Origin of the sequence: Cellulomonas persica, assembly GCF_007989825.1 — a bacterium.
Classification (GTDB): domain Bacteria; phylum Actinomycetota; class Actinomycetes; order Actinomycetales; family Cellulomonadaceae; genus Cellulomonas; species Cellulomonas persica.
On the sequence record NZ_BJUA01000004.1, the window covers coordinates 78,149 to 98,350 of the forward strand.

Sequence of the window (20,202 nt, forward strand, 5' to 3'; positions counted from 1 at the left end):
CCGTCACACTAGGGCCGTGACTCTCGACGCCACGGGCACCCCCACCGCGACCGTCCCCGGCTGGACCCACACCTACTCGGGCAAGGTCCGCGACCTGTACGTGCCCGACGAGACTGCCGCCGGCCAGGCGATCCGGGACGCGCACGGGGACGTGGTGCTCGTCGTCGCGAGCGACCGGATCTCCGCGTACGACCACGTGCTGAGCCCGGGCATCCCCGACAAGGGCGTGGTCCTGACCCAGCTGTCGCTGTGGTGGTTCGAGCAGCTTGCGGACCTCGTGCCGAGCCACGTCGTCTCGACGGACGTGCCCGCGCAGCTCTCGGGCCGCGCCATGATCTGCCGGCGCCTGGAGATGTTCCCGGTCGAGTGCGTCGCGCGCGGGTACCTCACCGGGTCGGGGCTGGCCGAGTACCGCGCGTCCGGCGAGGTCACGGGCATCGCGCTGCCGCCCGGCCTCGTCGACGGCTCGCGCCTGCCCGAGCCGATCTTCACGCCCGCGACGAAGGCCGAGCTGGGTGAGCACGACGAGAACGTGCCGTACTCGGTCGTCGAGCAGGTCGTCGGCGAGGAGGACGCCGCCGCGCTGCGCAGCCTGACCCTGGCGGTCTACGCGCGCGCCGAGGCGATCGCGCGCGAGCGCGGCGTGATCCTCGCGGACACCAAGCTGGAGTTCGGCACCGACCCGGCCACGGGCGCCATCACGCTCGGCGACGAGGTGCTCACGCCGGACTCGTCGCGGTTCTGGCCCGCCGACCAGTGGCAGCCCGGCCACCCGCAGCCGAGCTTCGACAAGCAGTTCGTGCGCGACTGGCTGACGTCGGCCGCCTCGGGCTGGGAGCGGGCGTCGGACACGCCGCCCCCGCCGCTGCCCGCCGACGTGGTCGACCGGACGCGCGAGCGCTACCTCGAGGCGTACGAGCGCCTCACCGGCGTCCCGCTCGCGCTCTGACGCCGCTGGTCGCGGGGCGGGGCCGGTCGTGAGCGACGTGCTGATCCGCGAGGTCCGACGCGTCGGGCACGACGCTCCCGTCGACGTGCTCGTGCGGGGCGGTCGCGTCGCCGCGGTCGCGCCCGGGCTCGCGCGTGCGGCAGGTGTCCCCGAGGTCGCCGGCGAGGGCCGGTTCGTCGTCCCCGGCCTGTGGGACCAGCACACCCACCTCACGCAGTGGGCGATGGTGCGTCGTCGTCTGGACCTGTCGTCGGCGACGTCGGCCGCGCAGGTGCTCGCGCTCGTCGCCGACCGGCTGGCCGCCGCACCGCCGGCCGCGGGCGAACCGCTCGTCGGGCACGGCTTCCGGGACGGGCTGTGGCCCGACGAGCCGACCGTGGCCGGCCTCGACGCCGTCGCCGGCGACGTGCCCGTGGTGCTCGTCTCCGGTGACCTGCACTGCGCGTGGGTGTCGAGCGCGGGCCTGCGGTTCCTCGGTGCGCGCCCGGTGCCCGGCCTGCTGCGCGAGACCGACTGGATGCCGCTGCAGGGCCGCGTCGAGCACCTGCCCGACGCGACGGTCGACGCGCTCGTCGACGAGGCGCTGACCGCGGCGGCCGCGCGGGGTGTCGTCGGCGTCGTCGACCTGGAGATCGCCGACAACCTCGCGGTGTGGCGGCGGCGGGTCGCGGCCGGGTCCGTGCCGATGCGGGTGCGGGCAGGGGTGTGGCAGCCGTACCTCGACCGCGTCGTGCGTGAGGAGCTGAGCACGACCGACCCCGTGGCGGCGGGCTCGCTCGTCGTGCAGGGCCCGCTCAAGGTGATCGTCGACGGCTCGCTCAACACCCGCACAGCCTGGTGCGACGAGCCGTACCCGGGGACCGACCACCACGGCGTGCTGTCCGTCCCGGAAGCCGAGCTCGTCCCGCTGCTCGCGCACGCCACGCGGCACGGTCTGCGCGTCGCGGTGCACGCGATCGGTGACGCCGCGGTGCGACTCGCGCTCGACGCGATCGCCGCGACCGGCGCACGCGGCTCGGTCGAGCACGCGCAGCTGGTGGCGGCCGACGACGTGGCGCGGTTCGCGGCGCTCGGCGTCGTCGCGAGCGTGCAGCCCGCGCACCTGCTCGACGACCGCGACGTGGCGGCCCGGCACTGGGCGGGCCGGACGGCGCGCGCCTTCCCGTACGGCACGCTGCACCGCGCCGGGGTGGCGCTCGCGTTCGGCTCGGACGCGCCCGTGGCGGCGCTCGACCCGTGGCTCGCGATCGACGCCGCGGTGCACCGGGCCGCGCCGGGTGACCAGCCGTTCCACGGCGACGAGGCGCTGCCGGCGTCGGTGGCGCTGGCGTCGTCGGTGGACGGCGAGCCGCTGGGGCTGCGCGTCGGTGGTCCGGGCGACCTCGTCGTGCTGGACGACGACCCGGTGGCCCTCGCCGCCGAGCCCGGCGGGCTCAGGGGAGTGCGCGTGGCGGGGACGCTGGTCGCGGGGCGGTGGGCGTTCCGGGACGGCCTGGGCTGACGTCCGGACCGTGCCGGTGCGGACCGCCCAGGGGCTTGTGCCATATATCGATAGACGATATATATCGAGCATGGCACGGGGGATGAGCGAGCAGACCTATCTCGTGATGCTCGCGCTCGCGGAGCAGCCGCGGCACGGGTACGCCGTCGCGCACGAGGTGAAGGTGCTGTCCGACGGACGCATCACCCTCGGCGCGGGCACGCTCTACGGCGTGCTCGACCGCCTCGTCGAGCGCGGGTGGGCGCTGATGTCCGACGAGGTCGTCGTCGACGGCCGCCTGCGGCGCTACTACCGCCTGACCGACGACGGGATGACCCAGGTCGCCGCCGAGACCGAGCGGCTGCGGGCCCTCGCGACGCGCGCGCGGCGGATCCTGGCCGCGCGACCCGCGCTGGGCGGTGCGTGATGACCCGGGGGATCCCGCTCGCCTGGTGCCTCGCCGCCTACCCGCCGCGCTGGCGCGCGCTGCGAGCGCGTGAGGTCGCCGAGTTCCTCGCCGAGGCCCAGGCCGTCGCGTCGCAGCCCGGCGACCCCGCGCCGGGAGCGGGTCCGCGGGTGTCCGTGCGTGAGGCGGCCGGGCTGGTCCGGGGCGGGATCGCGACGCGTCTGCGCACCGGGCCGCCGCTGCGCACGCGCGCCGCCTACCGGATGCTCGACTCGCGCGTCCCGGCCCGCTACCGCGGCTGGGTCCACGACGAGCGCAGCACGGTGCTGGGCGCGCTCGGTGAGTGGATGTGGTCGGCGGTCGCGTTCGGCGCGGCCGCAGCCGTGACCCGGGTGCCGACGCTCGCGATGATGGCCCTCGTGATGCTGCCGGTCGTGCTCGTCCGGCGTTCGCTGCACGGTGCGCGGCACCGCGCGAAGCACCTCGTCCGCCAGCCCGACGAGCCGCCCACGGCGTGGGACCTCGGCTGGGGCTGGGGACCCCGCCCGCGTCTGGCGGCGCGGGCGGCACTCACGTGGGTGCTCGTCGGTGGGGTGGTCGCGACCGCAGCGGCCGTGACGGTCGTGCTCGTCGCCCCGGGGCACTACGACGTCCGCGGGTGCGGCCAGGCGTGCGTGGAGGCGACCGCCGTCCCTCCGGGTGGACTCGGCCCGGCCGGTGGCGCGGCCCTGGCCGTCGCCGCTCTCGTCGGTGCGGTCCTGGCTGGGGTCGGCACGAGGCACCTGCGCGCGGGCGCGCCTGCCCTGCCCGAGCAGCCCCACCGCGTGGTCGTCCGATCCGGGCTGACGGCCGCCCTCGTCGTGCTCCTGATCGTGCTCCCCGTGCTGGCCGTCCTCGGCCTCGAGCTGACGAGTGCGCCGGCGTTCGCGTACCTCGTCGCCGCCGGGGGCCTCGTCGTCCTGCCGGTCCTGGCCGTCGCCCGGGCGGCGCTGCGGACGCGTGGTCCGCGGCCGGACGCCGTCGCGCTCGTCGACGTCGTCGCCCTGCTGCGCGGCCGCGCGCCGGACGTGGACGCCCCGCGCGGCTGCGCGGTCGCCGGACCGTGGTCGGCGGCGCCGGACGGCGGACCGTGGTCGGCGGCACCGGACGGCGGGCCGGGGCAGCCGGACCCGCGCTGAGCCGCAGGGTGGCCGCCGCGAGGTCCACCGCCCCGCGCTGTCCGAGCCGCGGGCGCGTGGGAGGGGAGGTCTGCCGGGATCGGTAGACTCGCCGCGACACCCCCGCCGCGCAACCAGGAGCTGACCCGTGGGACGAGTTGTCGTCGACGTCATGCCGAAGCCCGAGATCCTCGACCCGCAGGGCAAGGCCGTCGCCGCCGCCCTGAGCCGGCTGGGGTTCGACCAGTTCGCGAGCGTGCGGCAGGGCAAGCGGTTCGAGCTCGAGGTCGAGGGCGAGGTCACGCAGGAGGCGCTCGACGCCGCGCGTGCCGCGGGTGAGCAGGTGCTCTCCAACCCCGTCATCGAGGACGTCGTCGCGGTCTACGCCGACGAGACGGCGGTCACGGCGTGAGCCGCATCGGCGTCGTCACGTTCCCCGGGACGCTCGACGACCGGGACGCGTCCCGTGCGGTCCGTCTCGCGGGCGGTGAGCCCGTCGCGCTGTGGCACGGCGACGCGGACCTGCGCGGTGTCGACGCCGTGGTGCTGCCGGGCGGCTTCTCGTACGGCGACTACCTGCGCGCGGGTGCGATCAGCCGGTTCGCGCCGGTCATGAGCGAGATCGTCGACGCCGCGAACCGCGGCCTGCCGGTGCTCGGCATCTGCAACGGCTTCCAGGTCCTCACCGAGGCGCATCTGCTGCCGGGCTCGATGATCAAGAACGACCACCTGCACTTCGTGTGCCGTGAGCAGGTCCTGTCCGTCGAGAACGCCGACACGGCCTGGACGCGCGACTACACGCAGGGCGAGCGCATCACGATCCCGCTCAAGAACCAGGACGGCCAGTACGTCGCCGACGAGCACACGCTCGACGAGCTCGAGGGCGAGGGTCGGGTCGTGTTCCGCTACCAGGACGTGAACCCGAACGGCTCGCGCCGCGGCATCGCCGGCATCAGCAACGCGCGCGGCAACGTCGTCGGCCTCATGCCGCACCCCGAGCACGCGGTCGAGCCGGGCTTCGGACCCGACGGCGCCAAGGGTCCCCGGTCCGGCACGGACGGTCTGCGCTTCTTCACCTCCGTCCTGAGCGCGCTCGTCGGCTGAGGATGGCGGTCGCGCTCGCCCACGTCGGCTGGGACGACGAGCACGCGACACGGCTGCGCGCCGCGCAGCAGGCCGAGCTGCGCGAGCGGTACGGCGACGACGACATCGGCCACGAGATGACCGGCGAGTCGATCGTCGCGATGGTCGTCCTGCACGAGGACGACGAACCCGTCGCGTGCGTCGCGCTGCGCGACGCGTCGTCCGACTTCGGCCCCGGCGTGGGCGAGGTCAAGCGTCTCTACACCGTCCCCCGGGCGCGCGGACGCGGGCACTCCCGGCGCGTGATGCTCGAGCTCGAACGCCTCGCGCGCGAGCAGGGCCGGCAGCGGCTCGTTCTCGAGACCGGTGTCCTGCAGCCCGAGGCGATCGGCCTGTACCTCTCGCTGGGCTACCGCTCGATCCCGAACTACGCGGAGTACGTCGCCGAGCCGTCGTCGCGCTGCTTCGCCAAGGACCTCACGCCCGCGGCCCTCGACGGCTCGGCCCCGGCGACCGCCCGCACGACGGCAGGCACGCTCACGATCGAGCGTCGGCCGTGGGGCGACGAGGACGCGGTGGCGCTGCGCCGGGCGATGTGGGCCTGGAACATGCGGACCTACCCCGAGCTCGTGCGGGACGAGCCGGACCTCGGCTTCGCGTCGGACGACGCACGTCAGGTCGTCGGTGAGCTGGCCACCTGGGTCGCGCGGCTCGACGGCACACCCGTCGGCTGCGTGACGCTGCGCGCGCCGCGCGACGGCTACCCGGCCGGGAGCGCCGAGCTCAAGAAGCTCTACGTCGCCGACGACGCGCGTGGCCAGGGGGTCGGACGCGCCCTGCTCACCACTGCGCACGACGAGGCGCGGACGCGTGGCTGCACGTCCACGCTCCTCGTCGTCGGCATCCGCCAGCCCGAGGCCGTCGCGCTCTACCTCTCGAGCGGCTACCGCCCGACCCGTCCGTTCACGGACGCCACGGACGACGCCATCTCCCTCTGGCTCACCCGCCCCCTCCTCTGACCACCCGACCCGCCCCCCCGGGTGCGGTAGCCGGATCAGCCGCTGGGCCGGTGCTGGGCGTTCGCGTGAGGCAGCGGTTGCTCAGGCTGCGGAGCGGTGAAGCCGGTGCAGGACCGGGTCCCGGGGGTGAAGTGCGGGGTGGTTCTGGACAGGGGGTGGTCAGCGGGTCGGGGTGGCGGTTAGCCTGTCCGGCATGTTCTCGGTCCGGGTGTGTTGTCGCTGAGCTGACGACCCCGCGCGCCCGCGGCCCGACGGCCCTCGCTGCGCACCCCGCACGACCCGAGGACTCCTCCCGTGGCTCAGCCCCTCACGCACGTCCGCGCTCCCCGCACGCTCCACGTCGACCGTCCCGTCGTCCGCGCCCCGCACGACGAGCCGGCGCCGCGACGCGGACCCGAGTTCGTCATCGACGACTCGACGCTCGACCCCACCACGATCGCCCTCGCCGCGGCGCGCGCCGACGTGATCCGTCTGCGCCACGGCGCCGGCCTGCCGACGTACGCCGCCGTCCGCGCCCTGGTCCGGATGCTCGACGACGAGGTCGCCGCCGTGGGCCGGGACCGCGACGACGTGCTCGTCGTGCTCGAGGTCGAGACCGTCGTCGCCGCCGACGAGGCGGACGCCGAGCGCCGGCGTGGGCACCTGGCCTATGCCGCGGCGTTCAGCCACCTGTCCTGGCAGCCGGGCGAGACGATGATCGTCGCGCCGCTGGACGCGCTCGCGGTCGAGGTCGACGAGGTGGTGCGCCGGACGGGCGTCGACGCCGTCGAGCTCGCCCTGGTCGGCGCCTCCCGTCGCCTCGCTCCCCAGGTCACCGCAGCCCTCACCGGCTGAACCCGCAGCGGCCGTGCCGCGGTGAGCGGGTCAGGCCAGGGTGGAGAGGGCCTGGGCCAGGTCGTCCTTGAGATCGGCGACGTCTTCCAGACCGACGGAGAAGCGGACGGTCGCCTCGCCGATGCCGACCTTGGCGCGGCCCTCGGGGCCGAGCTTGCGGTGCGTGGTCGTCGCGGGGTGCGTGACGATCGACTTGGCGTCGCCCAGGTTGTTGGAGATGTCCACGACGCGCAGCGCGTCGAGCACGCCGAAGGTGGCCTTCTTCGCGATCTCCGGCGTGGTGCCCTCCGGCGTGCGCAGCGTGAACGTCACGACCGTCCCGCCGCCGGTCTGCTGCCGGCGCGCCAGGTCGTGCTGCGGGTGCGAGGGCAGGAACGGGTAGCGCACGGACTCGACGGCCGGGTGGTCCTCGAGCCACTGCGCGAGCGTCAGCGCGGACGCGGCCTGGTGCCGCACCCGGACGGACAGCGTCTCGAGGCCCTTGAGCAGCACCCACGCGTTGAACGGGGAGAGCGACGGGCCGGTGTTGCGGATCAGCGTCTGCACGGGGCCACGCACGAAGTCCTCGGAGCCCAGGATCGCGCCGCCGAGCACGCGGCCCTGCCCGTCGATGTGCTTGGTCGCGGAGTACACGACGACGTCCGCGCCCAGGTCGAGCGGGCGGGAGAACACGGGCGTCGCGAACACGTTGTCGACGACGACGGTCGCCCCCGCCGCGTGTCCGAGGCGCGCGACGGCCTCGATGTCGACCAGGTCCTGCATGGGGTTGGACGGCGTCTCGAAGAACACGACGTCGGCGGGGGTGGCCAGAGCGGCCTCCCACTGCGCGAGCTCGTGGCCGTCGACGTAGTCGGTGCGCACGCCCCACTTCGCGAGGATCTCGTCGAAGATCACGACGCTCGAGCCGAACAGCGCACGCGCGGCGACGATCCGCGAGCCCTGGCCGACGAGCGCGGCGAGCGCGGTGAACACCGCCGACATCCCGGACGCGGTCGAGTAGCAGGCCTCGGCGCCGTCGAGCAGGCGCAGGCGCTCCTCGAACGTGGAGACGGTGGGGTTGTTGTAGCGCGAGTACAGGAACCGGTCGACGTCGCCGGCGAACGCGGCCTCGGCCTGACCGGCGGAGTCGTAGGTGAAGCCCTGCGTGAGGAACAGGGCCTCGCCGAACTCGCCGAACTGCGAGCGCACCTGCCCGCCACGCACCGCGAGGGTGTCGGGGCGCAGCGCGGAGCGGTCGACGCGGCGGGCGTCCCAGTCGCCGGGGCCGGGGACGCGCGCGCTCACGCCTGCCGCCAGGGCAGACCCTCGGCGCGCCAGCCCCAGTGGCCTCGCTGGCCGTCGGGGCCGATGTCGCCCTCGAAACCGCGCAGCACGTTGTACGCGGGGCCGAAGCCGGCGGCGGTCGCGGCCTGCGCGGCCGCGACGGAGCGCACGCCCGACCGGCACAGGAACACCACCGGGCGTCCGTCGCCGGGCTCGAGGCCGGCGAGGGCCAGCTGGTCGAGGAACGCGGGGTTCGGGCCGGCGGGCGTGAGCCACTCGACGAACGCCGCGCGGTCGCCCGCCTCCGACGCGTCGGGCACGCCGATCTGCAGCCACTCGCCCTCGGTGCGGACGTCGACGAGCAGCGCGCGCTCGTCGGACGTCAGCAGGTCCCAGGCCTCCTGCGGGGTGAGGTCGCCTGCGTAGGCCATGTTCTCCTCCATCGGTCCTGGCGGTAGCACCCTCGGCCGGTCGCCCGCCTCGTTCGAGGCGCGGGACCGCGGGTTGCTGCGGCGTCGTCGAGCCAGATCTCTCGGCCGCTCTGGATGGTGGCAGGAGCGTAACGCCATGAACGGACAGGCATCCACCTGTTGAACATCACGTCCCGCGCTGTGAGACGTGCACGGTTCGGCGTTGACAGTCGCGCGGCGCGATCGCCAGTCTTTCCGTCAGGTCATGAGCGCCAGCGCGAAGCCCCGGCTCGCTGGCCGGCAACCCTCCTCCGCGGTGGGGTGCCCCGGGTGACGACCAGGCCGTGCACCGACCGGTGACGGCAAGCGCGGGACACCCCCACGGGGTCCCCGGATCCTCGGAGGTACCTCCATGACCGTTCTCGCCGAGCAGTCGTGTCTCGAGGTCGTCCCGTCGGGCAGCCCGACGAGCGCGACGGCCGACCCTGCGCCCGTCGAGGCGCTGCTCCCCGTCGTCGGGGGCACGACCACGGTGCCGCTCGTGGACGGCACGCAGCGCGTCTACGCGAACCTGGACTACGCCGCGAGCGCGCCCGCGCTGCAGGCGGTCGCGGACCGGGTGACCGAGGTGCTGCCGCTGTACGCCTCGGTCCACCGCGGCGCGGGCTACCTCTCGCAGGTCTCGACCGCGCTGTACGAGTCCGCGCGCCAGACCATCGCGCGGTTCGTCGACGCACGGGACGACGACGTCGCGGTCATCACCCGCAACACGACCGACTCCCTGAACCTGCTGGCGGGCGTCGTCCCCGCGGGCGGACGCGTGCTCGTGCTCGACCTCGAGCACCACGCCAACCTGCTCCCGTGGGTGCGCACGTCCGACCGGCACGCGCACCGCACGACGATCCTGCCCATCGCCGCGACGGTCGCGCTGACGCTCGAGTCCCTCGCGGCCGAGCTCGCCGCGAACCCGTACGCGCTGGTCACGGTGTCCGGGGCATCGAACGTCACCGGTGAGGCGCTGCCGGTCGAGCGCGTCGTCGAGATCGCGCACGCCGCCGGTGCGCGCGTGGCCGTGGACGGCGCGCAGCTCGTCCCGCACCGCGGCTTCTCGCTCGCCCGCACGGGCGCCGACTACGTGGCGTTCTCCGGGCACAAGACCTACGCACCCTTCGGTGCGGGAGCGCTCGTGGGCCGCCGCGACTGGCTCGACACGGGCACGCCGTACCTCGCAGGGGGAGGTGCGGTGCGCGACGTGCGGACCGATCGGACGGTGTGGCAGCCGGCGCCCGCGCGGCACGAGGCCGGTTCGCCCAACGTCGTCGGCGCGATCGCGCTGGCCGAGGCGTGCGACGCGCTCGCCGCGCTGCCGACGGGTGCGCTGACCGAGCACGAGTCGGCGCTGCGCTCGCGGCTCGTGGCCGGGCTCGAGCAGGTGCCCGGCGTGCAGGTCGTGCGGATCTGGCCGGACTCCGACGAGCCCGTGGGTGTCGTGACGTTCACGGTCGCCGACCACAACCCCGGCCTCGTCGCCGCCTACCTCGCGGCCGAGCACGGCATCGGGGTCCGCGACGGCCGGTTCTGCGCGCACCCGCTGCTGTCCCGCCTGGGTGCGTCCGAGGGTGCGATCCGCGCGTCGGTGGGCGTCGGCACGCCGAGCGAGGCGGTCGACCGCCTGGTCGCGGCGCTGCACGCCTACGTGACCGACGGGCCGCGTTCGCGGTACGAGGTGGTCGACGGGTGCTGGGCGGTCGTCGACGACACGCGTCCGCTGATCGAGGTGCACGGCCTGGACCACCTGGCCGCGACCGCCGCGGCGGCGTGCGGTCCCGCGCTGGACTGACGTCAGGCGGCCAGCACGCGTGCGGCCCGCTTGAGCATGCTGCGCACGACGACCGGGTGCAGCGCGCGCACGGGCAGGAAGTACAGCCGCCCGCGGCGGTTGTGCAGCCGCACGTTCGTCGTGACGGCGACGAGGCCCGCGGTGGCGTCGACCGCGACACCGCACCGGAAGTCGAGGTGCCGGTCGTCGGCGACGATCAGGGCCTCGCCGCCGGCCGGCTCCGCGACGACCTCGTCGACCGCGAACGTCTCCCGCGGTGCGCGCGGAACGCCGATCAGCGGGACCAGGAGCTGGCGCAGCCCGAGCGCGACGCGGACCCAGGCGGGCGCCGTGCGGGGCGAGAAGGTCGTCGTCGCCCAGGTGCCGGGATCCGTCGGCGCGCCCGTCGGGAGCCGGATGATCGTGACGTCGGCGTAGTCCGGCGGGAAGTCCCGCATCGCGAGCGACCAGCGTGCCTGCGTCATCGTCGTCCCCCTCGAACGTGTCGTGAGTCGCGGCGGCCCCGACCGTACGGCGCCGTATGGAATCGACCGTACGGTAGCGTACGGATCATGGTCAAGGCGTCGACGACCCGGCAGGCGTGGCTCGACGCCGCCTACGCGACGTTCCAGCGTGACGGGCTCGCGGCCGTGCGCGTCGAACCGCTCGCCCGCGCGCTCGGCGCGACGAAGGGCTCGTTCTACTGGCACTTCACCGACCGTGCCGAGCTCGTCGCCGCGGTGGTCGCGCGGTGGGAGGAGGAGCGCACGGACGCGACCATCGCGCTCGCGCAGGCCGGGGGCGACGCGCGTCGTCGGCTCGAGGCGCTGTTCACCGCCGTGGCCCACCAGCGGCACGACCCGGCCACGCTCTACGTCCAGGCCCCGGCCGAGGGCGTCGACGGGGCCGTGGCCCGGGTGTCCCGGCGACGCGTGGACTACCTCGCCGACCTGCTCGTCGAGCTCGGGCACGCACCTGACGAGGCGCAGCGCCGTTCGCTCGTCGCCCTGTCGACGGTCGTCGGCCTTGCCCAGCTCGCGGCGGTCGACGTGACCCCGCCCGACCCCGAGGCCCTGATCGCGACCGCGATGCGGATGGTGCTCGCCTGACGCAGGCCGGCCCAATGGTGACGGCTCAGCGCACGCGCAGACCCAGGTGCTCGGCCAGCGCCGGTGCGAGCTCGACGAGCTGCTCGGTGCTGACGGTCGCGCCCGCGAGGCCCGCGACCCCGTCGAGGTGCTGCAGGTCGCGGATGCCGCGCACGTCGGCCTCCGTGAGCGTCGCGCCCGTGACGTCCAGCCGCCGCACGCGGCAGTCCTCGAACGTCAGGTGCGTCGCACGGACCCGCGCCAGGTCGAGCTCGTCGATCACGACGCCCGTGAACCGCACGTGCTCGAGCGTCGCGTCGCGCAGGTTGAGGTAGTCGACCTTCCCGCCGACGACGTGCACGCGCGTCCAGCGCCCGCCGTACGCCTGCACCGCGCCGAGCCGGCAGTCGGTCAGCGTGCCGTCCTGCCAGGTCGCGCTCGACAGGCCGAGCGTCGAGGCGCGCACGGAGGTCCACGACGAGTCGACGAGCCGTGCGTGGGACAGGTCCGTGTCGTCGAACGTGCACTGCTCGAACGTGCAGTCGAGGAACCGCGCCTCGCTGCCGTCCTGCGCGTCGAACCGCTCGCCGCTCAGCGTCAGGCCGTCGTAGTCCCCACCGGGTTCCAGCAGCATGCGCCCACCCTGCCACGACGGACCGACGGCGATATCCGTTCCGGGCCGGCCCGCGCGCCGTGGCACGATCGCGCCCGTGCAGCATGACCTCACGCTCGTCGGCCCCGGTGTCCGCCTCGTCCCGCTGGGACCGCAGCACGCGCGCGACCTCGTGTCGTTCGTCGACGACCGCGTGTGGCGCGGCATGACGACGCCGACCCCGCGCGACGAGGCCGAGATGCGGGCCGACGTCGAGACGGCCCTGGCGACGCCCGGGCGCTACGCGTTCGCGGTGCTCGACGACGCGACGGGCGCGGTGCTCGGGACGACCTCCTTCTACGACGTGGACCTGCGCCTGGGCCGCCTCGAGATCGGGCACACGTTCTACGACCCCGCGGTGTGGGGCACGCACGTGAACCCGGCGTGCAAGCTCACGCTCATGACGCACGCGTTCGAGGTGTGGGGCGTGCACCGTGTCGCGCTGCGGGTCGACGCGCGCAACGCGCGGTCGCTCGCGGCGGTGGCGCGGCTCGGCGCGGTCGAGGAGGGGCGGCTGCGCGGACACCGCCTCGCACCCGACGGGTCACGCGGCGACTCGGTCTACTTCTCGGTCGTCGCCGACGAGTGGCCGGCGGCCCGCGCGCGGCTCCGCGAGCGCCTGGGTCTGCCCGTGCCCGACGACGCTGCCGTGTCCGACGAGGCTGCGGCTCCCGACGAGATCGCGCGGGCCGGCGCGAGCGCCGCGGACGACGAGCGGTCGCACGTAGTCCTCGTCGGTGGTCGCTCGGGCGTCGGCAAGACGAGCGTCGCGCACGCGCTGCACGCGCTGCTGACCGGCGCGGACGTCCGGCACGCGGTCATCGAGGGCGACTACCTCGACCTCGCGCACCCGGCACCGCACGCGGAACGCCTGGCGGAGCGCAACCTGCGCGCGGTGTGGTCCGCGTACCGCGACCTCGGCTACCGGCGCCTGGTCTACACGAACACGGTCAGCCCGCAGTACGCCGACGACCTGGCCGCCGCGATGGGTGACACCCCGCGCGTCACCGCCGTGCTGCTCACGGCCGACGACGCCACGGCCCACGAGCGCCTCGCGCAGCGCGAGAGCGGCGCCGAGCTGGACGCGCACGTCGCGCGCAGCGACGCCGCGGCGCGCGCGCTCGAACGAGGTTGCCCGCCGTCGGTGCACCGCGTCGGCACCGCGGGCCGCACGCCCGACGAGATCGCCCGCGGCATCGCCGCGCTCGCAGGCTGGCTCCCCGCACAGCCGGACCGACCCGCTGCTGGCTCCGGCACCGGGCTCGGACTCCCGCAGTAGCCGCGAGGTCAGGGGATGGGGACGAGCGAGGCGAGGGCGTGGGGCTTGCCCGTGCCGGGGTGCCAGGCCGCCATGGTGAACGACGAGCCGTCCGACGAGCGCCGGGTCGCGGTCGCGACCGTGGCGGGCAGCAGGATCGGCTTGGCGAAGTCCACCGTCCACACGAACGCCTCCCCGCGGGCCGCGCCGACGTCCGCGAGCAGGCGCGACGCGGTGTACATGCCGTGCGCGATCGCCCGGGGGTAGCCGAGCGCCTTGGCGGTCAGCGGCCACAGGTGGATCGGGTTGCGGTCGCCGGACACCGCGGCGTAGCGGCGGCCGGTGTCGGCGCCGAGCCGCCACTGGCCGGTCGGCAGCGGCGGCGTGAACGGGTCGCGCTCGTCGTCGTCCGGGACGAGACCGCCCAGCCGCACGCCCTTGGCGAGGTACGTGGACGTCCCGCGCCACACGACCTCGTCGTCCACGGTGACCTCGACGACGAGGTCGACCTGTGTACCGGTGCGGTGGGGTCGCAGGCCGTGCGCGGTCGCGACCACGTCGAGCGTCTCGTCGTACCGGACGGGCCGGTGCTGATCGACGACGTTCGCCAGGTGCACCATCCCGGCGAGCGGCAGCGGGAAGTCGGTGCGCGCCATGAGCGCGATCGCCACGGGGAACGCGAGCACGTGCACGAACCCTGCCGGCAGGGTGTCGGTCGCGGTCTCGCCGACGAGCCGCTGGAACGCGGTCAGGTGCTCGATCGTGGGTCGCACGCCCCGCACGCGGTAGCCGACGTCCGGCAGGGACGTGGGCGCGTGGCCCGTCCGACGAGCGAGCGCGAGCCGGCCGGACGCACCTGCGCCGCGGACGTACAGGCCGCCGAGCCCGGGGACGGCGGGCAGGTCGACGAGCGTCACGCGCCCACCACGTGCTGGCCGCACACCCGCAGCGTCCGCCCGACGATCCCGCCCGCCTGCGGTGAGGACAGGAACGCGACGGCCTCGGCGACGTCGACCGGCTGCCCGCCCTGCTGCAGCGAGTTCATCTGCCGTGCGACCTGCCGCGGCAGCGCGGGCATCTTCGCGGTCATCTCCGTCTCGATGAACCCGGGCGCCACCGCGTTGGCGGTGCCGCCGAACGGCTCGAGCAGCGGAGCGGTCGCGCGGACCATGCCGATCACACCGCCCTTGGTGGCCGCGTAGTTGGTCTGCCCGCGGTTGCCCGCGAGGCCCGTGGTCGACGAGATCGAGACGATGCGCGGTGCGTCGGTGAAGTCGCCCGACGTGAGCAGCGCCTCGTTGATCGCGAGCTGCGCGGCGATGTTCACGGCGATCACCGCGTCCCACTGCGCGTCGGTCATGTTCGCGAACAGCTTGTCGCGCGTGATGCCGGCGTTGTGCACGACGACGTCGAGCCGCCCGTGCCGCGTGAGCGCGTGCTCGAGGATCGCGGCGCCCGCGTCGGGGGACGTGATGTCGAGCTGCAGCGCGGTGCCGCGGATGCCGTTGGCGACGGCCGTGAGCTGCTCACCCGCGGCGGGGACGTCGACCGCGACGACGGTCGCCCCGTCCCGCGCGAGCGTGCGGGCGATCGCCGCGCCGATCCCGCGCGCCGCCCCGGTGACCACCGCGACGCGGCCGTCGAGCGGCGCGTCCCAGTCGGTCGGCAGGGCGCCGGCCGTCGTGTCGACGGGCAGGAGCTGGCCGTGCACGAACGCCGAGCGCGTGGACAGCAGGAACCGCAACGCGCCCACGGCCGACGCGGCGGTGACGGGCACTCCGTCGGCCAGGACGATGCCGTTGGCGGTGGTCCCGCCGCGCGACTCCTTGGCGATGCTGCGCACGACCGCGTCGATGCCCTGCCGCGCGGCCGCGACCGCGGGCGAGGCGTCCGCGGCGGAGCGCGAGATCGTCACGACGCGGCCCCCGCGCGCGAGCTTCTTCACGGTGCTCGCGGCGGCCAGCAGCGGCGCGTGCAGGTCGCCGGGGTGGTCGACCTCGGTGAGCACGACGACGACCGCGGCGTACCGCTCGTCGGGCACGGGGTGCCGGTAGACGTCGAGCCCCCAGCCGTCGAGGACCTCGTCGCCCGAGGCGTCCGGCGTGGCCGACGGCTCGGCAGGCGAGCCGGACAGCAGCGCGGCGATCGCGTCCGCGTCGGCGTCCGGGCCGGCCCCGGAGCCCAGCACCAGGACCTTGCCGTCGACGAGCGGCTGCCCGGGCGCCCACCGGCGCAGCGGCGCGGCGGGGGAGAAGCCCAGCAGCTCGGAGAGCTTCGCGGACAGGGTCGTCGTGATCGGGTTCGGCATGGTCAGGCCGCCTCGAGGATCGCGGTGAGGCCGAGCCCGCCGGCCGCACAGATGGACACCAGGGCGCGCGGCGTGCCGCCGTCGCGCTGCTTGCGCAGGTGGAGCTCCTTGGCGATGGTCGCGACGATCCGGCCGCCGGTCGCGGCGAACGGGTGGCCCGCGGCGAGCGACGAGCCGTGCACGTTGAGCAGCGCCCGGTCGACCGTCCCGAACGCGCCGTCCAGGCCCAGGCGCTCGCGGCCGAACTCGGGCGACTCCCACGCGGCGAGCGTGGACAGCACGGTCGCCGCGAACGCCTCGTGGATCTCGACGTACGCGAAGTCGTCGAGCGTCAGGCCGTGGCGCGCGAGCAGGCGCGGCACCGCGAACGCGGGTGCCATCAGCAGGCCGTCCTCGCCGTGCACGAAGTCGACCGCACCGGCCTCGGCGTCGACGACCGCGGCCAGCGGGGTGAGCCCGTGGCTCGCGGCCCACTCGTCGGAGCCGAGCAGGACGGTGGACGCGCCGTCGGTGAGCGGCGTCGAGTTGCCGGCGGTCATGGTCGGCTCGGCGTCGAGCCGCGTGCCGAACGTGGGCCGCAGCGTCGCGAGCTTCTCGAGCGAGGTGTCCTTGCGCAGGTTCCCGTCGATCGTCTGACCGCGGTACGGCGTGACGAGGTCGTCGAAGAACCCGGCGTCCCACGCGGCGGCGAGGCGCTGGTGCGAGACGAGCGCGAGCTCGTCCTGCGCCTCGCGCGTGATGCCCCACTGCGCGGTGGTGATCGCCTGGTGCTCGCCCATCGACAGGTGCGTGCGCGGCTCGCTCGTCGACGGGGCGACGGGCGCGAGGTCCTTCGGGCGGATGCGCCCGAGCGCGGCGAGCTTCTGCGCGGCGGTCTTGGCGCGCGACAGGTCGAGCAGCGCGCGGCGCAGGCGGTCGGTCACGACGATCGGGGCGTCCGAGGTGGAGTCGACACCGCCCGAGATCGCGGACTCGAGCTGGCCCAGGCGGATCTTGTTCGCCAGGCCGACGAGGGTCTCGAGGCCGGTCGCGCACGCCTGCTGCACGTCGTACGCAGGGGTCGTGGGGGACAGGGACGAGCCGAGCACGGCCTCGCGCGTGAGGTTGAAGTCGCGGCTGTGCTTGAGCACCGCACCCGCGGCGACCTCGCCGATCCGCTCGTCCTGCAGGCCGTACCGCGCGACGAGGCCCTCGAGCGCGGCCGTCAGCATGTCCTGGTTCGAGGCGTGCGCGTACGCACCGCCCGAGCGTGCGAAGGGGATGCGGTTGCCTCCGAGCACCAGCGCGCGTCGGGGCACGTTCGTCGGGGCCGTCTTCTCGAGTGCCATCGGATGGCGCTCCTCTCGCGTCGTCGCGATCAGCGTCGGACCCGCAGGTCCAGGGACGTTCGTCCCGAAGTGGTGTCCAGAACCCACAGTACCTGATACCTTCGGTTTCGTGAGCCCGATCACACGTGGCCCGTCGACGACGACGGCCACCACCGGCACCGCCGCCGCCTTCAGCGCCGGCGCAGGCCCCGCTGCGCGCGACCCGCGGGACCCGCGACGCGACGACGTGCGGCGCGACGACCCCTTCGTCGTCGACGGCCGCTCGGCCCGCTGGGCCGACCACCGCGAGGCCCGCCGGGCCGAGCTCGTCCGCATCGCACGCCGCACGGTCCACCACCGCGGGCCGGACGTCTCGATGGAGGAGATCGCGACCGCCGCGGGCACCTCGAAGTCGATCGTCTACCGCTACTTCTCGGACAAGACGGGGCTGCAGATCGCGGTCGCCGAGGCCGTCGTCCTGCAGATCCAGGGCGCGCTCGAGGGCGTGCTGCGCGTCGCGCCGACGCCGCGCGAGGGCCTGCGTGCGATGGTCGCGGTCTACCTCGAGATGATCGAGTCCTCCCCGAACGTCTACGCGTTCGTGACGCGCGACGGCTCGGTCGAGTCGGGCGGCCCGCTCGGTCACTTCCTCGACTCCGTGACGCACCTCGTCGCCCTGCCGTTCGCGCGTGAGCTGGGCGAGCAGGACGAGCCCGCGCAGCAGGACGAGCCCGCGCAGCGGGACGAGCCCGCGCAGCACGTCGACCCCGGGCAGCGCGACGAGGCCGAGCCGCACGACGACGCCGCCGACGCCGCCCGCGCCTCGCGCGAGGCGCTCGCCGAGGCCTGGGCTGCGGGAGCCGTCGGCTTCGTGCGCGGCGCGGGCGAGTGGTGGATGGCGCACCGCGGCGAGCCCGGCACCCCTGACCGCACCACCCTGACCGCGCAGGTCGCCGCCTGGCTCTGGGCCGGGCCGGTCGGCCTGCTGGCACGCGAACGCACCACTCGTACCGCATGGGAGATCCGATGACCCGGGAGACCCGATGACCGCCACCACGGCCGACCGCCGTTCACCCGCACTGTCCGTCCACGAGGACCCGCGCGTCGACGTCGCCGCGCTGACCGACCAGCTGCTCGGCACCTACGCGCCGCTGCGCCGTGAGGCCCGCGCCGTCGCCGGCAGCCCCGACTTCCACAAGATCGAGGGCCTGTCGATGGCGGAGCACCGCGAGCGCGTGCTGCACCAGCTCAAGGACCTCGTCGCCCACCACGACGTGCTGCGCGCGTTCCCCACGCGGCTCGGCGGCGCCGACGACCACGGCGGCAGCCTGTCGCGGTTCGAGGAGCTCGTCGCGGGTGACCCGTCGCTGCAGATCAAGGCCGGCGTGCAGTGGGGCCTGTTCGCGAGCGCGATCCTGCACCTGGGCACCGAGCACCACCACGACACGTTCCTGCCCGACGCGATGTCGGTCGACGTGCCCGGCGCGTTCGCGATGACGGAGACGGGCCACGGCTCGGACGTCGCGTCGATCGGCACCACCGCGCAGTACGACCCGGCCACGCAGGAGTTCGTCATCCACACGCCGTTCCGTGCGGCGTGGAAGGACTACCTCGGCAACGCGGCGCTGCACGGCACGGCCGCGGTCGTGTTCGCGCAGCTCATCACCGCCCCCGAGGGTGGCCCGCGCGTCAACCACGGCGTGCACGCGTTCTACGTCCCGCTCCGCGACCCCGCCACCGGCGAGTTCCTGCCGGGCATCGGCGGCGAGGACGACGGGCTCAAGGGCGGGCTCAACGGCATCGACAACGGCCGCCTGCACTTCGACCACGTCCGCGTCCCGCGCACGAACCTGCTCAACCGGTACGGCGACGTGGCCCCCGACGGCACGTACTCCTCGCCGATCGCGAGCCCCGGCCGCCGGTTCTTCACGATGCTCGGCACGCTCGTGCAGGGTCGCGTCTCGCTCGACGGCGCCGCGGTGAACGCGAGCAAGATCGCGCTCGCGATCGCGGTCCGGTACGCCGCCGAGCGTCGGCAGTTCGCGGGTGCGGGCGAGGACGAGGTCGTCCTGCTCGACTACCAGCGCCACCAGCGCCGCCTGCTGCCGCTGCTCGCGCAGACGTACGCGTCCACGTTCGCGCACGAGGAGCTGCTCGCCGCGTTCGACGAGGTCTTCTCCGGCCGCGGGGACACGCCCGAGAACCGCGAGGACCTCGAGACGCTCGCCGCCGCGCTCAAGCCCACGTCCACGTGGCACGCGATGACGACGATCCAGGAGTGCCGGGAGGCGTGCGGCGGCGCGGGCTTCCTCGCCGAGAACCGGCTCGTCGGGCTGCACCAGGACCTCGACGTCTACGTGACGTTCGAGGGCGACAACACCGTGCTCTACCAGCTCGTCGGCAAGCGGCTCCTCGGTGACTACGCCAAGGCGCTCAAGGCCGGCGGCGCGGGTGACGTCGCGCGCTTCGTCGCCGACCGAGCCGTGCACCGCACCCCGCTGGTGCGCGCGGTCCAGACGATCGCCGACGTCGGCGACGCGCGTCGTTCCGCGGGTCAGCTGCGCGACGAGGAGACGCAGCGGGAGCTGCTCACCGACCGGGTCGAGGTCATGGTCGCCGAGCTCGCGGCCGCGCTGCGCCCCGCGACCAAGCTGCCGCCCGCCGAGGCCGCCGCGCTGGTCAACGCCCACCAGCACGAGCTCATCGAGGCCGCCCGCGCACACGCCGAGCGCGTGCTGTGGGAGGCGTTCACGCGTGGTGTGCACGCCACCGCCGACCCGGGCACGCGGCAGGTGCTGACCTGGCTGCGCGACCTCTTCGGGCTCGCCCTCGTCGAGCGCCACCTCGCGTGGTACCTCGTCAACGGCCGTCTGTCCGCGGGCCGTGCACGCACCGTCTCGTCGTACATCGACCGCCTGCTCGTGCGGCTGCGCCCGCACGCGAAGGACCTCGTCGACGCGTTCGGCTACGGGCCTGAGCACCTGCGTGCACCCATCGCGTCGGGCGCCGAGGCCGTCCGCCAGGAGGAGGCGCGCGCGCACTACCGCACCGAGCGGGCGGCGGGCCGTCTGCCGATCCCGGAGAAGCACGTGCGCTGACGGCCGCACGGATCCGCCGACGGCCAGGGTGCAGGCACTCTCCTCCGCCCTAACCGTCGGTGCGCCCGCAC

20 protein-coding genes and 2 riboswitches are annotated in these 20,202 nt (G+C 74.7%); of the genes, 13 read left to right on the top strand and 7 right to left on the bottom strand.

Translation table 11 applies throughout. The annotated features are described in order from the left end of the window. Positions 1-16 precede the first annotated feature (16 nt). The 8 genes from CPE01_RS05120 (at position 17) to CPE01_RS05155 (ending at position 6,928) form a co-directional block, all read left to right on the top strand. Positions 17-949 (top strand): phosphoribosylaminoimidazolesuccinocarboxamide synthase, encoded by a 933-nt coding sequence (locus CPE01_RS05120; protein ID WP_146805577.1) that lies wholly within the window; start codon positions 17-19, stop codon positions 947-949. Between the two features lie 28 nt (positions 950-977). Next, a complete protein-coding gene (locus CPE01_RS05125; RefSeq protein WP_146805578.1) occupies positions 978-2,450 on the top strand; it encodes an amidohydrolase in 1,473 nt (490 codons plus the stop codon). 82 nt (positions 2,451-2,532) lie between these two features. Then, on the top strand, positions 2,533-2,856 hold the full coding sequence (locus CPE01_RS05130; protein ID WP_146805579.1) for a PadR family transcriptional regulator: 324 nt from the start codon (positions 2,533-2,535) through the stop codon (positions 2,854-2,856). Then, complete coding sequence (locus tag CPE01_RS05135) at positions 2,856-4,013, top strand: hypothetical protein (RefSeq protein WP_146805580.1); 1,158 nt, start codon at positions 2,856-2,858, stop codon at positions 4,011-4,013. Before CPE01_RS05130 ends, CPE01_RS05135 begins: the two co-directional genes overlap by 1 nt. A 127-nt stretch (positions 4,014-4,140) precedes the next feature. Further along, positions 4,141-4,404, top strand: coding sequence for a phosphoribosylformylglycinamidine synthase subunit PurS (purS, locus tag CPE01_RS05140; RefSeq protein ID WP_146805581.1), 264 nt, complete (start codon positions 4,141-4,143; stop codon positions 4,402-4,404). Further along, positions 4,401-5,096 (top strand): phosphoribosylformylglycinamidine synthase subunit PurQ, encoded by a 696-nt coding sequence (gene purQ, locus CPE01_RS05145; RefSeq protein WP_146805582.1) that lies wholly within the window; start codon positions 4,401-4,403, stop codon positions 5,094-5,096. The genes purS and purQ overlap by 4 nt, the downstream gene beginning before the upstream one ends. Before the next feature lie 2 nt (positions 5,097-5,098). Continuing rightward, positions 5,099-6,094, top strand: coding sequence for a GNAT family N-acetyltransferase (locus tag CPE01_RS05150; protein ID WP_146805583.1), 996 nt, complete (start codon positions 5,099-5,101; stop codon positions 6,092-6,094). 294 nt (positions 6,095-6,388) lie between these two features. Continuing rightward, positions 6,389-6,928, top strand: a complete 540-nt coding sequence (locus tag CPE01_RS05155) for an LLM class flavin-dependent oxidoreductase (protein WP_146805584.1) — start codon at positions 6,389-6,391, stop codon at positions 6,926-6,928. A 30-nt stretch (positions 6,929-6,958) separates the two neighbouring features. Here the strand turns inward: CPE01_RS05155 and CPE01_RS05160 are convergent, their stop codons facing one another. Together CPE01_RS05160 and CPE01_RS05165 are read right to left on the bottom strand one after the other, a co-directional pair. Continuing rightward, entirely contained in the window at positions 6,959-8,212 is a 1,254-nt protein-coding gene (locus CPE01_RS05160; protein WP_246783756.1) for an O-succinylhomoserine sulfhydrylase, read from the bottom strand. Then, positions 8,209-8,622 carry a rhodanese-like domain-containing protein gene (locus tag CPE01_RS05165; protein WP_146805585.1) on the bottom strand — a complete coding sequence of 138 codons (414 nt, stop codon included), beginning with the start codon at positions 8,620-8,622 and terminating at the stop codon, positions 8,209-8,211. The genes CPE01_RS05160 and CPE01_RS05165 overlap by 4 nt, the downstream gene beginning before the upstream one ends. 5 nt (positions 8,623-8,627) lie before the next feature. Beyond that, positions 8,628-8,743: riboswitch (SAM riboswitch) on the bottom strand. 119 nt (positions 8,744-8,862) lie between these two features. After that, positions 8,863-8,976: riboswitch (SAM riboswitch) on the top strand. 37 nt (positions 8,977-9,013) lie between these two features. Here CPE01_RS05165 and CPE01_RS05170 point away from each other — a divergent pair. Continuing rightward, entirely contained in the window at positions 9,014-10,441 is a 1,428-nt protein-coding gene (locus tag CPE01_RS05170) for an aminotransferase class V-fold PLP-dependent enzyme (RefSeq protein WP_146805586.1), read from the top strand. 2 nt (positions 10,442-10,443) lie between these two features. Here the strand turns inward: CPE01_RS05170 and CPE01_RS05175 are convergent, their stop codons facing one another. Next, entirely contained in the window at positions 10,444-10,905 is a 462-nt protein-coding gene (locus tag CPE01_RS05175) for a DUF2867 domain-containing protein (RefSeq protein ID WP_146805587.1), read from the bottom strand. An 87-nt stretch (positions 10,906-10,992) separates the two neighbouring features. Here CPE01_RS05175 and CPE01_RS05180 point away from each other — a divergent pair, with 87 nt between their 5' ends. Continuing rightward, entirely contained in the window at positions 10,993-11,529 is a 537-nt protein-coding gene (locus CPE01_RS05180; RefSeq protein ID WP_146805588.1) for a TetR/AcrR family transcriptional regulator, read from the top strand. 25 nt (positions 11,530-11,554) lie between these two features. On the opposite strand, the gene CPE01_RS05185 is transcribed toward CPE01_RS05180, so the two are convergent. Continuing rightward, on the bottom strand, positions 11,555-12,142 hold the full coding sequence (locus CPE01_RS05185; protein ID WP_146805589.1) for a pentapeptide repeat-containing protein: 588 nt from the start codon (positions 12,140-12,142) through the stop codon (positions 11,555-11,557). Between the two features lie 76 nt (positions 12,143-12,218). Here CPE01_RS05185 and CPE01_RS16965 point away from each other — a divergent pair, with 76 nt between their 5' ends. Then, positions 12,219-13,439, top strand: coding sequence for a GNAT family N-acetyltransferase (locus CPE01_RS16965; RefSeq protein ID WP_186811414.1), 1,221 nt, complete (start codon positions 12,219-12,221; stop codon positions 13,437-13,439). Positions 13,440-13,447: 8 nt separating this feature from the next. Here the strand turns inward: CPE01_RS16965 and CPE01_RS05200 are convergent, their stop codons facing one another. Genes CPE01_RS05200 through CPE01_RS05210 form a run of 3 tightly spaced genes read right to left on the bottom strand, consistent with a single transcriptional unit; the run spans position 13,448 to position 17,054 of the window. Then, complete coding sequence (locus CPE01_RS05200) at positions 13,448-14,335, bottom strand: MaoC/PaaZ C-terminal domain-containing protein (protein WP_146805590.1); 888 nt, start codon at positions 14,333-14,335, stop codon at positions 13,448-13,450. Next, positions 14,332-15,726 (bottom strand): 3-oxoacyl-ACP reductase, encoded by a 1,395-nt coding sequence (locus CPE01_RS05205; RefSeq protein ID WP_146805591.1) that lies wholly within the window; start codon positions 15,724-15,726, stop codon positions 14,332-14,334. Before CPE01_RS05205 ends, CPE01_RS05200 begins: the two co-directional genes overlap by 4 nt. 2 nt (positions 15,727-15,728) lie before the next feature. Beyond that, complete coding sequence (locus tag CPE01_RS05210; RefSeq protein ID WP_146805592.1) at positions 15,729-17,054, bottom strand: acetyl-CoA C-acetyltransferase; 1,326 nt, start codon at positions 17,052-17,054, stop codon at positions 15,729-15,731. A gap of 109 nt (positions 17,055-17,163) precedes the next feature. Between CPE01_RS05210 and CPE01_RS05215 the strand changes: the two genes are divergently transcribed. Together CPE01_RS05215 and CPE01_RS05220 are read left to right on the top strand one after the other, a co-directional pair. After that, on the top strand, positions 17,164-18,063 hold the full coding sequence (locus tag CPE01_RS05215) for a TetR/AcrR family transcriptional regulator (RefSeq protein WP_371861983.1): 900 nt from the start codon (positions 17,164-17,166) through the stop codon (positions 18,061-18,063). A gap of 13 nt (positions 18,064-18,076) precedes the next feature. After that, positions 18,077-20,131 carry an acyl-CoA dehydrogenase family protein gene (locus CPE01_RS05220; RefSeq protein ID WP_146805593.1) on the top strand — a complete coding sequence of 685 codons (2,055 nt, stop codon included), beginning with the start codon at positions 18,077-18,079 and terminating at the stop codon, positions 20,129-20,131. The last annotated feature ends 71 nt before the right edge of the window (positions 20,132-20,202 follow it).

Coding starts and splice junctions, on each gene's coding strand:
- CPE01_RS05130 (WP_146805579.1), top strand. CDS start 2,533: ATGAGCGAGCAGACCTATCTCGTGATGCTCGCGCTCGCGGAGCAGCCG.
- CPE01_RS05135 (WP_146805580.1), top strand. CDS start 2,856: ATGACCCGGGGGATCCCGCTCGCCTGGTGCCTCGCCGCCTACCCGCCG.
- CPE01_RS05150 (WP_146805583.1), top strand. CDS start 5,099: ATGGCGGTCGCGCTCGCCCACGTCGGCTGGGACGACGAGCACGCGACA.
- CPE01_RS05165 (WP_146805585.1), bottom strand. CDS start 8,622: ATGGCCTACGCAGGCGACCTCACCCCGCAGGAGGCCTGGGACCTGCTG.
- CPE01_RS05170 (WP_146805586.1), top strand. CDS start 9,014: ATGACCGTTCTCGCCGAGCAGTCGTGTCTCGAGGTCGTCCCGTCGGGC.
- CPE01_RS05175 (WP_146805587.1), bottom strand. CDS start 10,905: ATGACGCAGGCACGCTGGTCGCTCGCGATGCGGGACTTCCCGCCGGAC.
- CPE01_RS05180 (WP_146805588.1), top strand. CDS start 10,993: ATGGTCAAGGCGTCGACGACCCGGCAGGCGTGGCTCGACGCCGCCTAC.
- CPE01_RS05185 (WP_146805589.1), bottom strand. CDS start 12,142: ATGCTGCTGGAACCCGGTGGGGACTACGACGGCCTGACGCTGAGCGGC.
- CPE01_RS05205 (WP_146805591.1), bottom strand. CDS start 15,726: ATGCCGAACCCGATCACGACGACCCTGTCCGCGAAGCTCTCCGAGCTG.
- CPE01_RS05210 (WP_146805592.1), bottom strand. CDS start 17,054: ATGGCACTCGAGAAGACGGCCCCGACGAACGTGCCCCGACGCGCGCTG.
- CPE01_RS05220 (WP_146805593.1), top strand. CDS start 18,077: ATGACCGCCACCACGGCCGACCGCCGTTCACCCGCACTGTCCGTCCAC.